Below are 14,427 nucleotides of genomic sequence, written 5' to 3'. Positions count from 1 at the left end.
GTCGAGTTTCTCGGCAGGCCCGTTTTTTGTACCATGGTGAGTTGCGTCATACACGTGAACCGCCCACGCGATGGGCGAGTGATATCGAAGGGATACGCTATGAAATATTTCGGCACCGATGGTTTCCGCGGAGAGGCGGGCGTCGTACTCACCGTTGAGCATGCTTACAAGATCGGCCGTTTCGTCGGCTGGTATTACGGTGCGCGCCAGGGCCGCAAGGCCCGCGTGGTTGTGGGCAAGGACACCCGCCGTTCGAGCTACATGTTCGAGTCCGGCTTGGTCTCTGGTCTGGTTGCATCCGGCGCTGATGCGTACATGCTGCACGTCATCCCCACGCCCGGCGTTGCCTACGAGACGATCGACGGGTGCTTCGACTGCGGCATCATGATCTCGGCGAGCCACAACCCGTATTCCGACAACGGTATCAAGCTCATGAACGGCGACGGTTGCAAGATGGATGAGGAGGTGCTCGGGCTCATCGAGGATTACATCGACGGTAAGAGCGAGGTTCCCTTCGCCACCGGTGACGAGATCGGCTGTACCGTCGACTACATGCAGGGCCGCAACCGCTACATCGCTCACCTCATCGCGAGCGCAAACTTCTCCCTCCAGGGTATGAAGATCGGCCTGGACTGCGCCAACGGCTCCGCGTCCTCGGTGGCCAAGCCCGTCTTCGACGCCCTCGGCGCCGATGTCCGCGTGATCAGCAATGCGCCTGACGGTTTCAACATCAACGTGGATTGCGGTTCCACCCATATCGATCGCCTGCGTCGCCATGTTGTGGAGCAGGGCTTGGATGTCGGCTTTGCCTACGATGGCGACGCCGACCGCTGCCTGGCCGTGGATGAGCGCGGCAACCTGGTCGACGGTGACCTGATCTTGTATGTGTGTGGCACCTACCTGCATAAGCACGGTCGCCTCGCCGCTGGCACCGTTGTCCCCACGGTCATGAGCAACCTCGGTCTGTTCAAGGCCTTCGATCGTGCAAATCTGAGCTACGAGACGACTGCCGTCGGCGACAAATACGTCACCGCCTGCATGCGTGAGAACGGCTACAGCCTCGGTGGCGAGCAGTCCGGTCATATCATCTTCGGCGATATCGAGACCACGGGCGACGGCATCATGACCTCTCTGCGCATCATGGAGGTCTTGCGCGCCGAGCGCGAGACGCTCTCGCAGCTGTGCGCCCCGGTGAAGATCTTCCCGCAGGTGCTCGTGAACGTGCGCAGCGAGCGCAAGGCAGAGCTCGATTCCTGCCAGCCGGTGTGGGAGGCCGTGCGAGCTGCCGAGGAAAAGCTGGGCGATCGCGGCCGCATCCTGGTCCGCACCTCCGGCACCGAGCCGCTCGTGCGCGTTATGGCCGAGGCCGAGACCCAGCAGGAAGCTCAAGACGCCGTTGATTCCATCGTCGAAGTTGTGAAGCGCGAACTGCCTTAGTCGGACCGTTTGTTCGTTCGCGTCTCTTCGCGATAGAATAATGCGTGCTGATTATTGCAGGGGGTTTGATGTTCACCAGCTTCTTCAAAACTTTGGGTGTTGGCGCCCGCACCACGACTCTCGCAGCCCCGATGGCCGGCCATGTGATTCCGCTTTCCGAGGTCGAGGACCAGATGTTTGCCAAGGGCCTGCTTGGCCAGGGTGTCGCCATGGTGCCGACGGGCGATCGCGTGGTCGCTCCGTCCGATGGCAAGATCGAGGCAATCTTCCCCACGGGTCATGCCGTCGCCGTGCATACGATGGAGGGGCTCGACGTGCTCATTCATGTCGGCCTGGAGACGGTCAAACTCGATGGCAGGCATTTCAAGGTAAACGCCGCTGTCGGCGATATCGTGAAGCGCGGTGACGTGCTCATCGAGTTCGATCGCGAGGCCATCTCCAAAGAGGGCTACGATTTGACCGTGCCGATCCTTATCTGCAATTCCGCCGAGTTTGCCAGCATCAAGGGCAATGTCGGTGATGATGTCGAAGAGCTCGGTCAGCTCTTGGTCGCACGCTCCCGATAATCCAAATAGACGATTTCTCGCAAGGCCCCCGGTGTTTCCGGGGGCCTTGCATTTCTCAATGCGAGCGGCGAATATAAATACGTTCGGGCATATTCTCGCCCGAATCGCTGTGGACGGGCAGGGGCCTCGACACCGCGGGTCTTCGAGCTGTGCGCGCCCTCGCCCTGGACGGTGCGCTCTCACGTTGGTTGCGGCCGACGAGGCCCGCATGGACCGAGATGAACTCTCGGAGAAAAGGAGCGCTTCATGCGTATCATTCACGCCACCGACTATGAGGACATGAGCCGTAAGGCGGCGAACATCATCGCCGCTCAGGTCGTTATGGACCCCGCTTGCGTTCTCGGCCTGGCCACCGGTTCCACGCCCATTGGGACCTATCAGAATCTCATCAAGGCCTACGAGGCCGGCGACCTAGATTTCTCCCAGGTCAGCACGTACAACCTTGATGAGTACCGCGGCCTGTCGCACGACGACCCGCAGAGCTACCACTACTTCATGAAGGAGAACCTGTTCGATCACATCAACATCGACCAGGCCAACACCCATGTGCCGGATGGCTCCGACCCCGATGCCGAGGCCGCCTGCTCCGAGTACGACCGTATTGTCGAGGAGGCCGGTTACCCGGATCTGCAGCTTCTCGGTATCGGCAACAACGGCCACATCGGCTTCAATGAGCCCGACACCTGCTTCTCCAAGGGCACGCACTGCGTCGATCTTACCGAGAGCACGATCGAGGCGAACAGCCGCCTGTTCGACAACATCGAGGATGTGCCCCGTCAGGCCTATACCATGGGCATCCAGACGATCATGAACGCCTACATGGTGCTCGTCGTCGCCAACGGTGAGAAGAAGGCCCAGGCCGTGCACGACATGTGCTTCGGGCCCATTCAGCCTTCCTGCCCCGCTTCCATCCTGCAGCTGCACCCCAACTGCGTGGTCATCGCCGACGAGGCCGCTCTTTCCCTGTGCAAGTAAGCGCCCGCCGACATATCGACGAGATTGCGACCTCCGTTTTTGGGGGTCGCTTTTTTATGTAATTGCAAGCCGAGAATAGGGGTCTGAAAAATACTCGAAACAATCTGACCAGATTTATCCGCTGACGGAATAATTATCAACACTGGCGGAACTTACATTTTTCTCAGAACAGCCGGGCATATGCTCACTGATACATCCTACCTGGTTAAATATTAGCTATGGACAGCAGGTGATCGAGAGGGGGAAGGAGAGGAGGAGAGCATATTGTGACCCGAATCCCGATTTATCTGACCCATAGCTGATGGGGCAGTAAAAATGCGAGCATTTATCGATCGATGGCGAATGACGGCCATTATCGTGGGGGCAATGCTCGCAATCAGGTGAAGGGAAGGAAGATGGCTGAGCGAGAAGAAAGGGATCGAGAGGTATATGTGGACGGATCGGCGCACGAGGGCGGCCCGGTCGTGCCCGCAGAGCGCTTGGTGCACCGCGAGCGCTTGCTTCGAGATCTGAGGACACAGGGAGAGGAAGCCGGCATCACGGTTATTGTCGCGCCAGATGGTTTTGGCAAGACGACATTACTTGTTCAGCGCGTCGCAGAAGTGCGGTCGCGCATTGAGAGAGGGTCAGCCCGCATGCTGGACCTGGAGGGCCTCGACGAGGTGCAGGCGTATGAGTCGATCAAGCGACTGTCGGAGGATCTCGATCCCCGCATGAGGCCGCTTATCGCGCTCGACAACCTGACGACACTGCAAGAACACGGCATCGAGGCGATGGTCGGCCTGCTGCGCTCCATGAGGGGTGAAGGCTTCGAAATAGTGGTGACCTGCCGACCGAGCAACAGGGCGTTTGTGGCGGCCATGGGGGATTCGTACAAGATTACGGCCCAGTCGCTGTTGGTGAAACCCCGTGAATATCCGGCGTGGGCACGCAAGCTTTCGATTGCGAGCGGGTTGGATGTGTACGGGCTGACTCAGGGGGTCCCGCGTCTTGTGGCGATGTTGGGAGATGCGACGTCGATCGACGAGATGTCGGTTGCCTTTGAAAACGCGACAGTCGAGTTGTATCGAGGCGTCGTATGCGAATTGAGGAGGAGCAGGGATTCCCTGTATCGGACCGTGTGCCTGCTCATCATGAGCGGTTTTGGCAGCATTCGAGATTTCGATCGCGCAGGCATGCGTGTGCGTAAGGACAGTTGGCTTCGCCTGGCTCGGGAGTATCCGATTTTCGGGTTCGATGCGAAGGGAGACGCGTACCGATGCATGTCAAACCGCGGAGTCCCGTTTTCTGAGCTGAAATGTGAGCTCGTGCACGCACGTCCGCTGTATGCGGTCCGCGCGGCGAAGATGATGTTGGAAGTGGGCAATATCGACGGAGCCGTTGCGTTGATGCGCATGTTCGAGCGAGAGGGGGATGCGACGGCGCTCATCGCCGAATATCCCACAGCGTGTGCGTTGAGCGGCAATGGGGCGTTTCTGACCGCGTTGGTGGAACGTATGGGCGGCGCTGCGGTTTGTTCGATTCAAATAGGCGTTGTTCTGGCCCTGTACCTGTGCGCGCTGGAGCGCGGGGATTACCGGGCTGCCCGAATTATGGCGGCGGAGCTGCGCAGACGCTCGTCGGAGATTCTGGATGAGGTGAGCCCGAGTGCTTGGCGTGAGTCAACGGCTATGGCCGCAGTCTGGAGCGATTGCTCGGGAGTGGCGCTTCCTGACCTGAATCATGGGAAGGGGCATGATTGCGAGACGGTGGCCTCGCGACAACTGGAGCTCCATGTCCGTGTGCAGAAGCGCATCATGGCCGGAGACGGGGCGGTGAGCATCGATGAGGGCATGGGAATCAATGAGGCTTCCCTCGGCGCGAAGGGTATCTCGATACCAGGAGTCCTCCTCGCGTGCGATCGAATTCTTCTCGACGCATTCAAAGGCGATGTGGGAGATGCTCGCGCGCTCGATAACCATCTGCAGGAAGTGGCCCGGTTGTTGACGGGGCGGCATCTCGACCCAATTGCGTCATATGTCCGCGTGGTTGGCTCGACCTGTCGTCTGATGGCAGGTTTGCCCGTGGTGGACGAGCGCGCGTTCGTTGACGGGGGCACGGCTTCCGTTCGATGCTCCGATTTCGCCATGCAGCTGTATTGCCTGGTCGGTGAGGGGTGGCAAGATCTGGCGGTCGGGCAGATCGTGAGTGCTCAGTTCCGCGCCCAACAGGTGAAGAAGCTCGCGTCCCCCGATCAAGGCTTTGTCCTGGCCTGGGCGAGCTTCTTGGAGTGCGCCGCACATTTGCTCAATTCCTCGCATGTCGTGCTTAACGAGGAGGCTGACGAGCTCGATGCGGGGGAGGGCGAGTGCACGGTCGTGGATGCTTGGACCGTCGCAATGCTGCTCTCGGCGACTTCTCGACTTCCCGAGCTATCGGCATGGTGCTCCCTGCGTCGTCCGCTTCTGCTTGATGAGGGGATTCGCGCGCGGGCACGTCAGCTCATCAGGGCGGTCGGGGAGCGTGCGATGCCCGTGGCGCGTATGCTGCCCGAGAGTTTCAGTGAGGCCGCGCCGGAAGGGAAGCGCTCAGATGCGGGGGCGCCGGCCCTGTTCGACGTGGCGTCGGTCGAATCAGGCCAACGGTTGGGCCGGGTAACGATCAGCTTGTTCGGTGGATTTCAGGCGATGCGCAACGGGCATACGCTCACCGATGCGCTATGGCGAAGGAAGAAGGCGTGCGTGATCGCAGCACGTCTCGCGCTTGCTGGGGGCAATTTCGTGGGTCGCCAGGTGATCATGGAAGAGATGTGGCCGGATAAGGACTACAAGCATGCGCGGGAGTCCATGTATTCCTCGCTGAGCTCGCTTCGCGCTGCGTTTGGGCAGCATGCGGATGGGCCGCAATATGTTCTCACGCAGGGCGAGGGGGTTGCGTTGAACATGGAATACGTTGTGTCGGATACCGCGTGCTTCGACGCGCTCGCCCGCGACGTGCTTCTGAGGAGGACGGGAACCTCATCGCGTGAGATTATCGAGACATGTCTGAAGATCGAAGAGATATATAAAGGCCCCCTTTATGTGCCGGAGAGCGGAAACACATCGTATTACCTGCGAGTTCGTCGCGTCTATCAGATGAAGTTCGCGGATTGCATGGTGCGCGGAATCGAGGCCGCCCTTGAGATGGACGATCTGCCGTCGGCATCCTGGCTCGTGGAGGCGGCGCTGCGACAGGCACCCTTGCGCGAGGACGTTATCAGGTGCGCCATGAGGATTTACGACAAGACGGGAAGGCGCAGGGAGATCGTGGAGCTTTACAACAGCCATCTGCATCTGCTCGAGCAGGAGCTTGGATCGATACCTGAGGAAGAGACGAGGATGACCTATGAGTCGATCATCGGTCGATCGGGGATGCAGACCATGCTTTGATTGCGATGGGAAAAAAGGAGGCGCACCCGATGGTGCGCCTCCTGGTGAGTGAGAGATGGCGAAGGCGGGGCGTTTGTGCGGCCCGCCACCGGCAGCGCTTTAATCGAGCTTGATGTGCTCGATGTCCTTACGGCTGCTCGCACGATACAGGGAGAAACGGTGGCCGATAACCTGGACGACCTCGGCACCCACAAGCTCGGCGAGCTGGTCGGCCGCCTCACGGCAGGAGAGCAGGCTGCCGTCCTGGACGGAGCACTTGATGAGCTCGTGGGCGTCGAGCGCTTCCTCGGCCTGCTTGGCGATGGCGTCGGTCACGTCGGCTTTGCCGATATGGACGACGGGGTTGAGGTGGTGCGCGAGGGCGCGGAGCTGGCGGACCTGCTTGCCGGTGAGAGCCATGTATTCGCTCGCTTTCTGCGGAGGTAATGATTTCAGCAGGTAAACGATAGCGCAGTGGAGGCACGTCGGCAAGCGCGCACGGTACCGGGGAGATACGCCTCCACGAGGCTCTCACGCCGGTGACCGGGGAGGGGGCAAGGACCGCATGAAGGCTCATGTCACTTCTTATGTTTCGTGAGGTATGGGGGCGGCATGGTGGGTTCGGGAACGCTAGAATGGTTGAACACGTGCAAGCATGATATTCGCCAAAGGAGCCGCCATGTCCATCACGCCCCAGGAGATAGCCGAGACGCGCGGTATGGTCTCAGAGCACAATTTGGACATCCGCACGATCACCATGGGCATCTCGCTCATGGGCTGTGCGGATGATAACTTGGAGCGCATGTGCACGAAGGTGTACGACCATGTGACGCGTACTGCCGAGCACCTTGTCGAGACTGCAGAGGGGCTTGAGCGCGAATACGGTATTCCGATCGTCAACAAGCGCGTGGCGGTTACTCCGGTTGCCCAGATCGCATCCGCCTGTTCTGACGAGGACCTCGTCCCGCTTGCCCATGCTCTCGATCGAGCCGCGGAGACGCTTGGCATCGATTATCTCGGGGGCTACTCGGCGCTGGTGCACAAGGGCATCGGCGATGCGGATCGTCGTCTCATGAAGTGCATCCCGCGCGCCCTCGCCGAGACGAGCCGCGTGTGCTCGAGCGTCAATGTGGCGACGCTGCGTGCTGGCATCAATATGGATGCGGTCTTCATGGCCGCCCAGACCATCGTCGACGCGGCTAAGCTCACCGCCGACCGCGAGTGCGTGGGCGCTTCCAAATTCGTCTGCTTTGCGAACATGGTCGAGGACTCGCCGTTCATGGCGGGCGCCGTGCACGGATCCGGTGAGGCCGACGCCGTGATCAACGTCGGTGTTTCGGGACCGGGCGTTATGGCCGCCGCGCTTGAGGAGCTGCCGGCCGATGCCGATATGATGCAGGTCGCGGAGCGTATCAAGCAGACCGCCTTCAAGATTACCCGTGCTGGTGAACTCATGAGCCGCGAGGCCTCGCGTCGCCTGGGTGTCGAGAAGGGCATCGTCGATCTGTCACTTGCCCCCACGCCCGCTGTGGGAGATTCCGTGGCCCGCATTCTCGAGATCATCGGCGTGGGCCAGTGCGGCGGTCCCGGTACGACCGCTGCCCTCGCCCTGCTGAACGACTGCGTGAAGAAGGGCGGCGTCATGGCGAGCTCCAGCGTGGGCGGCCTGTCCGGCGCCTTCATCCCGGTGTCCGAGGACGCCGGCATGATCGAGGCCGCCGAGGCCGGTGCCCTTTCCCTCGAAAAGCTCGAGGCGATGACGTGCGTCTGCTCGGTGGGCCTCGACATGATCGCGGTTCCCGGCGACACGGACGTGGAGACCATCGCCGGCATCATCGCCGACGAGATGGCCATCGGTGTCATCAATAACAAGACCACCGCCGTGCGTATCATTCCGGCGATCGGCAAGGGCGTCGGTGAGTCCGTCGATTACGGCGGACTGTTCGGCCGTGCGCCTGTCATGCCGGTGAACAGCCATGCCGGCACGGTGTTCGCGCACCGCGGCGGTCGTTTCCCCGCCCCCATGAACTCTTTGAAGAACTAGCGCTTTCACCGTCACGTGGTCGCGTCCGACAATCGGCGCGACCTGCGGGCGGACCCCAGGACCCGGCGCCTCGACCGCGCCTTGTATGCGAAAGGATGCACATGGCCGACCTTACCGAACGCTTCGGCACGATGGTTTTCTCCGAAGACGTCATGAAGAAGTGGCTCCCCAAGGACGTGTACAAAAAACTCGCCGCCACCATCGAAGGCGGTGAGCCGCTTGATTTGGACGTGGCGAACGCCGTGGCCCACGCCATGAAGGAGTGGGCAATCTCCAAGGGCGCCACCCACTACGCCCACTGGTTCCAGCCGCTTTCGGGTATCACGAGCGAGAAGCACGACAGCTTCCTCGAGCCCAACCACGACGGCACCGCCATTACCAAGTTTTCCGGCAAAGCCCTGATCAAGGGCGAGTCCGACGCGTCGAGCTTCCCCAACGGCGGCCTGCGCGCCACGTTCGAGGCCCGCGGCTACACCGCCTGGGACGCCACGAGCCCGGCGTTCATCAAGGACGACGTCCTGTGCATCCCCACCGCGTTTTGCTCCTACACGGGCGAGGCGCTCGACAAGAAGACCCCGCTGCTGCGCTCGATGACGGCGCTGGACGAGCAGGCCAAGCGCGTGCTCGCCCTCTTCGGCAAGCATCCGAAGCGCGTGGTGCCTTATGTGGGTGACGAGCAGGAGTACTTCCTCATCAAGAAGGACGCATATCGGAAGCGTCGCGACCTGGTCATTTGCGGCAGGACGTTGTTCGGCGCCGCCCCCGCCAAGGGGCAGGAGCTCGAGGAACACTACTTCGGCGCCATCCGCCCCACCGTCTCGGCCTACATGAAGGACCTCGACGACGAACTGTGGTCATTGGGCATTCCGTCCAAGACCAAGCACAACGAGGTCGCGCCCTGTCAGCATGAGCTCGCGCCCGTATACTCTGAGCTCAACGCCTCGGTGGATAACAACCTCCTCATGATGGAGAAGATGAAGCTCATCGCCAGCCGCCACGACCTCGTGTGCCTGCTGCACGAGAAGCCGTTCGAGGGCATCAACGGAAGCGGCAAGCACAACAACTGGTCGCTCGGCACCGCCGACGAGAACCTGCTCGAGCCCGGCGACACGCCGCTGGAGAACCTGCAGTTCATCGTCTTCCTCACCGCCGTGATCGAGGCCGTGGACAAGTACCAGGACCTCCTGCGCGCCAGTACCGCGAGCTGCGGCAACGATCATCGCCTGGGCGCCAACGAGGCCCCGCCGGCGATCGTGTCCATCTTCCTGGGCGACCAGCTCACCGAGGTCGTCGAGATGATCATGGACGGCGAGGCGAGCGTTCACGCCACCACCGACACGCTCACTTTCGGCACGGTCATCCTGCCCAACCTTGAGCAGGACAACACCGACCGTAACCGTACGAGCCCCTTCGCCTTCACGAACAACAAGTTCGAGTTCCGCGCCGTGGGATCGGAGGCCAACGTCTCCGATGCGAACACTGTGCTCGATACGGCGGTTGCCGAATCTCTGCGCGATTTCGCCGATGCGCTCGAGGGCACGCCCGCCGATGAGTTCCAGGAGGCCGCGCTGGCCTACTGCGCCGAGCACCTGCGCGCGCATCGCCGCATCCTGTTCTCGGGCGACGGGTATTCCGAGGCATGGGAGCAGGAGGCCGAGCGCCGCGGTCTGTGCAACTACCGCACAACCGCCGACGCGCTGCCCTCGTTCGTCGCCGAGAAGAACATCAAGCTCTTCAGCGAGATGGGTGTGCTCACCGAGGCCGAGGCTGTCTGCCGCTACGAGGTGAAGCTCGAGAAGTACAACAAGCTCATGAACATCGAGGCGACCACCATGGTCCGCGAGGCGCGCCGCACGTACCGCCCGGTCATCACCGCGTACGCCACCAAGGTCGCCAAGGGCCTCGAGGCCATCCGCGCTGCGGGGGCCGAGGCCGCCATGGCTTATGAGCAGGCGACGCTGAACGACCTGTGCGACGGTATCACCGCCATCAATGAGTCCATCGCCCGCCTCGATGAGGTTCACGCCAAGGCCGAGGCCATCGCCGATGGTCAGTTGCAGGCAAATTGCTATGCGCACGAGGTCGCTCCCGTCATGGCCGACCTGCGCGCCGCGGTGGACGCCATGGAGGAGATTGTGGCGGCTGATTATTGGCCGGTCCCGACCTACGATGACATCTTGTTCTACGTCTAAGGTCTCTGCTATACTCTAGCGCGCTGTCCCCATCGTCTAGCGGCCTAGGACGCCACCCTTTCAAGGTGGATATCACGGGTTCGAATCCCGTTGGGGGCACCATTGCTGTGTCCGGACCCGCTCGGCTTCGCGCCGGGCGGGTCCTTTTCATAGGAGGGGTCCCGGGATGGAAACGAAGCGCATTGCCCGTGCGGGCGTTATGACGGCGTTGCTGGCGGTGTCTGCTCAGGTGATGCTGCCGCTCGGTCCCGTGCCCTTTACGCTGCAGACGTTGGTGCTCGCCATGGTGCCGGCCGTGCTCGACCCGGCGACCTCGGTGTTCACGGTGCTGGCCTATGTCGTGCTCGGTGCGGTGGGCCTGCCTGTTTTCGCGGGCTTCAACGGCGGCATCGGCGCGCTCGCCGGTCCGACGGGCGGGTTTTTGTGGGGCTTTGTCCTGGGCTGCGCGCTGGCGGGCGCGTTGGCAAAAGTGCTTGATGGCAGGATCGGGGCGTATCCGCGTGCGCTCGTGTGCGCGGCCGCGCTTGTGCTCGTTTCATATGTGTGCGGAACTGTCCAGCTCATGGCGCTCATGAACCTCGACCTTGCGGGGGCGCTCGCCATCGCGGTGATCCCCTTTGTGGTTCCCGACGCGGTTAAGGTCGCAGTCGGAGCGAGCTTGGGCTGCGCTGTGGCGCGCGTGGTGAAATAAGAGCGCCCATCACGTGATCGATATGAATGAAATCGGCCCCCATGGTTGCATGGGGGCCGATTGCGTTCATATCGAGGCATCGCGCGGGCGGTGGTGCCGAGCGTCTCTTAGGGCAGCAGCTTCATTGCGGCCGCGCGGGCCGAGAGCTCGCGATCGTCATTGAGCGGGGACAGCGGCAACAGGGCTTCTGCCTGTGCGTCGCCGGCGGAGTGGCGGCGTTCGAGCGCTCGTTCGATGAGCCAGTCGGCGAGGTCGGGGTTCTTGGAGAGCGCGGGACCGTGCAGGTAGGTACCGATCAGGTTGCGATGCAGGCAGCCTTCGAGCCCGTCCTTGCCGTTGTTGCCCGTACCGGGAACCGTCGAGACGCCCAGCGTGTGCTCGCACTCGTCGAGGAACGTGCGGCCGCCGTGGTTTTCAAAGCCGACGAATGGGTCGCTCGAAAGCTCGGTTTTGACCGCGACGTTGCCGGTCAGGCGCCCGTCGCCGCGGACGGTGTCGGCTGCGATGATGCCCAGGCCTTCGATCTTGTCATCACCCATGTAGTAGGAGCGGCCGAGGAGTTGGTAGCTACCGCAGATGGCGAGCATGACGCCGTCGTCCTCGACGTAGGCGCTGAGCTCGTCGCGCCGCGAACGCAGCTCATGGGCGACGGCGAGCTGGTCGCGGTCGGCGCCGCCGCCGATCAAGATGATGTCGGCGGTTGCGAGGTCGAGCTCATCGCCCATGTGAACGTTGTCGATTTTGGCGGGGATGCCGCGCCATGCGCAGCGCCGTTCGACGACCATGGCATTGCCGCCATCTCCATACAGGTTCAGGGCATCTGGGTAGAGGTGGACGATGCGAAGCGGTCGGTCGAGGACGGCGGGTGCGGGAAGCTCATCGCCTGTGGCAACCGCTGCCTGCTCGCCGTGCGCGGTCTGGTCGGCCTGGGGCGCCGTGATGCCCGTATCTTCCGAGCTCAGGCGTTTGAGGTCGGCTACAACAGGCGGGAACGCCGTGTAGTTGGCGACAGCGAAGAGAACATCTCCGGCGGGTTCGTCGGTGACGGATGCGAGTGCCTGTTCGACGCTTTCCACAATCTGGGTGTCAATGTCGGCGTATTTGAGGCGGACCTGTAGGTCGTTGGCACGCGAGCCGCCCACAAAGGCGCGAATCCCCGGAGTTTCGGCGAGACACTCGAAGTCGACGTCCCAAATCCAGGAGACATCGCGACCGTCGGCTTCGGCATCGTTCAGGAAAAAGGCCATGAGACGGCCGTTCGAGGCTTTGATCTGCTGAATTTGGCGGTCGAAGCCGACCGGGTTCTTGGCGAGATCGCTCGCCGCCGTGCGGCCCATGGCCCGCCAACGCGTCATGCGCCCGCCCGTGGGGACGTAGGCATCGAGCACGTCCTGGAAGCGCGAGGGGTCGGCGCCCAGGGCGCAGGCAGCGGTGCAGGCGGCCATGATGTTGTACACCATGTACAAGCCGTTGTAGGCGGTGGTAAGGGCGAGCTCACGGGCGGGGTCCGCCGTGTTGCCCGGCAGATGCAGGCAGAACGAGTAGCCGTCTCCGGAGAGGGTGACGTCGTGCGTCCACGCCTCGAGTTCGGGGCGCTCCCAGCCGCATGCGGGGCATCGGTAGGCGCCGAGCTGGCCATACTGCAGGTATTCGTATTCGAGCGCCGCATTGCACTTGGCACAAAAGCGCGACTCGGCCATACGTGATGTCTCAGTTCCTGTGGCTCCCTGGATGCCGAACGCCACGCGTGGGTTGGGCACGCGGTCGGCGATGGCGGTGCACAGGGGATCGTCGGCGTTGAAGATGAGGATGGTCTCGGGCGAGGAGGCCAGGGCGCTGGCGATCGCGTCTTGCGTGTGGTCGATCTCGCCGTAGCGGTCAAGCTGGTCGCGGAACAGGTTGAGCAGTACGAAGTGCGTGGGCTTGAGGCGCGGGAGCACGCGGACCGTGTAGAGCTCGTCGCATTCGAACACGCCTACGCGCACGGTGCCCGCAGTGCGACGGCGCTCGGAGCTGGCCTCGAGCAGCGCGCCCGTGATGCCGGTCTCCATGTTGTTTCCCGCGCGGTTGCACACGCAGGTGAGGCCGCTTGCGGCAACGGTGTCGGCGATGAGGTTGGTCGTGGTGGTCTTTCCGTTGGTGCCGGTGACGACGACGCTCGCGTCGAGCAGGTCGGCGAGGTGGGCGATGAGCTCCGGATCGATCGCCAGGCCGATTTTGCCGGGCAGGGCGCCGCCGCTGCGGTGCAGGACGGAGCGGAGGCCCCAGCGGGCGATGCCGGCGGCCGTGGTGGCGATGTTGGAGGTGATGCTCATGGGAGCTCCTGTCGTGATGGTGCCTATTGCTGGTTGGCGGCGGCGTAGCGTGCGCGGCTGCGCTGCTCGGGCGTCATGCGGCTGCGCGGGGAGTAGATGACGTTGGTGCGGCAGTATTCGACGCACAGGTCGCATCCGGCGCAGGCATCGCGGTCGATGCGGAAGATCGGCGGCGTGAACGCGATGGCGGGGCAGCCGGTGATTTGCTGACAGCGATGGCAGCTCGTGCATGCGTACTGGTCGATCTCGACGGGCTCGGCCTGGAACTCGCCGCGCTGCAGCTGGGCACAGGGGGAGGCGAACACGACGGCATGGACGCCGGGCCGCGCAAGGGCCCCATGGAGCACGTCCGAGCTCTTCTGGCTGTCAAAGGGGTCGACGATCGCCGCGTCGTCGCATCCGAGTTCGAGGGCGCGTGCGGCGAGCGCTTCAAGCGCATCGACCGTGAGGAACTCTGCGCTCGAGGCGAGCACGGCGAGGACGGTGACGTGTCCCTCGGCAGGCAGCGCGTGAAGCGCTTCGGCGGCGTTCTCCGCCGCAAGGTCGACATCGGGGATGAAATGGATGACCGCCTCGCACGCCGGTTCCTCCGACGTCCCGCCTGTCGGCACCGCGACCTTGTAACGGTCGAGCAGCGCCTCCTCGCCGCCGGGACAGGCGGTGGCGGCGGGGTGCATGGGGCCGACGTTTGCGCAGCCGGCGTTGCCGCAGATGACTCGCCCGCGACCGCGACCCAGGGTCTCCTTGCAGGCGACGTAGGCGGCGCGGTGCGGACAGCCGGGGCAGGACACGCCGTGCAGGGTCTGGTTCTCCGTGCTCAT

At 62.8% G+C, this 14,427-nt stretch carries 10 protein-coding genes and 1 tRNA gene; 8 read left to right on the top strand and 3 right to left on the bottom strand.

What is annotated here, in order from left to right:
* Positions 1–99: 99 nt before the first annotated feature.
* The 4 genes from glmM to COLINT_RS04260 all read left to right on the top strand — a co-directional run bounded on the left by glmM (position 100) and on the right by COLINT_RS04260 (position 6,385).
* On the top strand, positions 100–1,437 hold the full coding sequence (gene glmM / locus COLINT_RS04275; RefSeq protein WP_006723147.1) for a phosphoglucosamine mutase: 1,338 nt from the start codon (positions 100–102) through the stop codon (positions 1,435–1,437).
* Positions 1,438–1,505: 68 nt separating this feature from the next.
* Entirely contained in the window at positions 1,506–2,003 is a 498-nt protein-coding gene (locus COLINT_RS04270; RefSeq protein WP_006723146.1) for a PTS sugar transporter subunit IIA, read from the top strand.
* Between the two features lie 246 nt (positions 2,004–2,249).
* Positions 2,250–2,978 (top strand): glucosamine-6-phosphate deaminase, encoded by a 729-nt coding sequence (gene nagB, locus COLINT_RS04265; RefSeq protein ID WP_006723144.1) that lies wholly within the window; start codon positions 2,250–2,252, stop codon positions 2,976–2,978.
* Between the two features lie 395 nt (positions 2,979–3,373).
* The gene (locus COLINT_RS04260) at positions 3,374–6,385 is read left to right on the top strand and encodes an AfsR/SARP family transcriptional regulator (protein ID WP_169302868.1); all 3,012 of its coding nucleotides are present in this window, start codon (positions 3,374–3,376) and stop codon (positions 6,383–6,385) included.
* Positions 6,386–6,484: 99 nt separating this feature from the next.
* Here COLINT_RS04260 and yhbY read toward each other — a convergent pair whose 3' ends face one another.
* Positions 6,485–6,784, bottom strand: coding sequence for a ribosome assembly RNA-binding protein YhbY (yhbY, locus tag COLINT_RS04255; protein ID WP_006723142.1), 300 nt, complete (start codon positions 6,782–6,784; stop codon positions 6,485–6,487).
* Positions 6,785–7,043: 259 nt separating this feature from the next.
* On the opposite strand from yhbY, the gene COLINT_RS04250 reads away from it, so the two are divergent.
* The 4 genes from COLINT_RS04250 to COLINT_RS04235 all read left to right on the top strand — a co-directional run bounded on the left by COLINT_RS04250 (position 7,044) and on the right by COLINT_RS04235 (position 11,291).
* A complete protein-coding gene (locus COLINT_RS04250) occupies positions 7,044–8,408 on the top strand; it encodes a PFL family protein (protein ID WP_039910347.1) in 1,365 nt (454 codons plus the stop codon).
* A gap of 101 nt (positions 8,409–8,509) precedes the next feature.
* Positions 8,510–10,600 carry a glutamine synthetase III family protein gene (locus tag COLINT_RS04245; protein ID WP_039910346.1) on the top strand — a complete coding sequence of 697 codons (2,091 nt, stop codon included), beginning with the start codon at positions 8,510–8,512 and terminating at the stop codon, positions 10,598–10,600.
* A gap of 25 nt (positions 10,601–10,625) precedes the next feature.
* Positions 10,626–10,702 (top strand) — tRNA-Glu (locus COLINT_RS04240).
* Positions 10,703–10,766: 64 nt separating this feature from the next.
* On the top strand, positions 10,767–11,291 hold the full coding sequence (locus COLINT_RS04235) for a biotin transporter BioY (RefSeq protein WP_006723139.1): 525 nt from the start codon (positions 10,767–10,769) through the stop codon (positions 11,289–11,291).
* A 107-nt stretch (positions 11,292–11,398) separates the two neighbouring features.
* Here the strand turns inward: COLINT_RS04235 and COLINT_RS04230 are convergent, their stop codons facing one another.
* Both COLINT_RS04230 and COLINT_RS04225 read right to left on the bottom strand, forming a co-directional pair.
* Positions 11,399–13,606 carry a MurT ligase domain-containing protein gene (locus tag COLINT_RS04230; protein ID WP_006723138.1) on the bottom strand — a complete coding sequence of 736 codons (2,208 nt, stop codon included), beginning with the start codon at positions 13,604–13,606 and terminating at the stop codon, positions 11,399–11,401.
* Between the two features lie 23 nt (positions 13,607–13,629).
* Positions 13,630–14,427: a 4Fe-4S binding protein gene (locus COLINT_RS04225; protein WP_006723137.1), complete on the bottom strand. Its 798-nt coding sequence runs from the start codon at positions 14,425–14,427 to the stop codon at positions 13,630–13,632.

The sequence above is a fragment of the Collinsella intestinalis DSM 13280 genome (assembly GCF_000156175.1).
Classification (GTDB): Bacteria; Actinomycetota; Coriobacteriia; order Coriobacteriales; family Coriobacteriaceae; genus Collinsella; species Collinsella intestinalis.
This window is presented reverse-complemented; position numbering and strand designations above follow the sequence as displayed.